1 protein-coding gene is annotated in these 1,638 nt (G+C 67.3%); it reads right to left on the bottom strand.

All coding sequences use genetic code 11. The features are described from left to right. Nucleotides 1–33: 33 nt before the first annotated feature. Nucleotides 34–1,491, bottom strand: coding sequence for an NF041680 family putative transposase (locus AAW14_RS39265; RefSeq protein WP_265569249.1), 1,458 nt, complete (start codon nt 1,489–1,491; stop codon nt 34–36). Between the last annotated feature and the right edge of the window lie 147 nt (nt 1,492–1,638).

Genomic DNA, 1,638 nt, shown 5'->3' with positions numbered 1-1,638 from the left:
CCGGGGATTACGGGACAGCCCTTAGCTTGATCTTTAACCTGTGCGGCGGGGTTTCGGGGTGGTTGTCTTCTTCTTTGGTCGTTTCGCTGGCTGGGTTTTCTTGGGTGTGTGCACGTCGTGGCGGGGTGCGGGGTGGGTGTTTTTCCGGCCCGGTGGCCGGCCGGGGCCGGGGCGGGTGGGTTTCGGTGCTCTGGCCGGGCAGGCGGCTTGTGGGCGGATGTGCCGGAAGTCGCGGCGGACGCGGGCGGGGGTGAGCCTGTCCGGAGAGCTGGGTCTCTCCCAGGGACGGCGCCGGTCGGCTGCCAACGGGCGGGCCAGACGCAGTTGGGTGTAGGCGGCGAGGATCAGCCAGGTCCAGCGGTCGGCGGCCTCGGGTGTGCGGATCTTCGGGGTGGTCCAGCCAAAGGTCTGCTTGAACAGGCGGAAGGTGTGCTCGATGTCGAAGCGTCGCAGGTAGGCCTGCCAGAGACGGTCGGCGTCCGCCGCAGTGGCGTCGGTGCCCGACCACCACAGCCAGACCGGCTTCGGTGTTGCTCCGCTGGGCAGGTGGTCGATGTCCAGGCGGATCACCGTCCCCTCGACGACCGGGAGGGTGCCGTCGGCGACTGCCCAGGAAGAGCGGTGGGTCAGCCTGGGGTGCAGCCGGTCCCAGGAGCGGGCTCTGGCGGTGCCGTAAAGACGTGTGTCGGTGACGGTCTCGGTGTCCGGGGTGCCCCAGGTGTCGGGCTGGCCGAAGACGAACTCGCTGCCGTGCCGGGGCGGTCGGCCCTGGGTGTGAGGCTGGCGGGGTGGGACGGCCCGCCGCAGGACGCGGTCCGAGCGCATCCGGGCCAGCACCTGCACCGGCAGGTCCCTCAGCAGGAAGGCGAGACGGGGTGCGTCGTAGCCGGCGTCCGCGATGATAAGAATCTTCGGTTCCCCTTCCTGCCATTGACCTGCCTTGATCAGTGTCTCGACCAGTTCGCGCAGTTGCCGGGCGGTGACGGTGGCGGTGTCGTCCCCGGGCGCCAGGCGCAATGCGTCCAGCGGAGCGGTCCAAGAGCTGCGGCCCGGCTCAAGTGCGCAGATGACCGAGTACGGCCAGCCGGGAACCGGGATGTGCTGGTCCTTGCCCCGACCGTAGGTATGACACAGGATCCGTTGCGGTGAGGTGTGGGCATCGGGACGCAGCCAGCAGGTGATGTCGACGGCCAAGACCAGTCGGCCGTCGACGGCCCGTGGCAGTGGCACCGCGGCCAGGGCCTGCCGCAGCCGTCCGACATCGATCCGGCCGCGGGCGACGGCTGAGTAGAGTCCGCCGTGACCGCGGCGGTGTTCGCCAACCAGTGACAGCTCGGGCAACGACCTCACCGGTCCGTCACTGCACAGAACGGCATCAGCCAGCTCGAACAACGCATCCGAACGGGCGGTGAGACAGGAGTAGAACTCGCCCCGGAAGCATGACAGTTGCTCCAAAGCATCTCGTCGTGTGTCGCGATGCAGCAGACTCATCCCCACGGCCTTCGTTCTGAAGATGTGTGTTCCTTGGTCGGAGCACATGTTCAGACGAAGGCCGCCTTCACGTACGGCGGATACCAGACCGAGTGATCAAGTTCGACGCACCATTCGACACCGGATGTTAAAGATCAAGTTAGGTAA

It is taken from the genome of Streptomyces hygroscopicus, assembly GCF_026168105.1.
In the GTDB taxonomy this organism is placed as follows: domain Bacteria; phylum Actinomycetota; class Actinomycetes; order Streptomycetales; family Streptomycetaceae; genus Streptomyces; species Streptomyces hygroscopicus_D.
The sequence above is the reverse complement of the archived record's forward strand: the minus strand, read 5'-3'. Positions and strand labels throughout refer to the sequence as shown.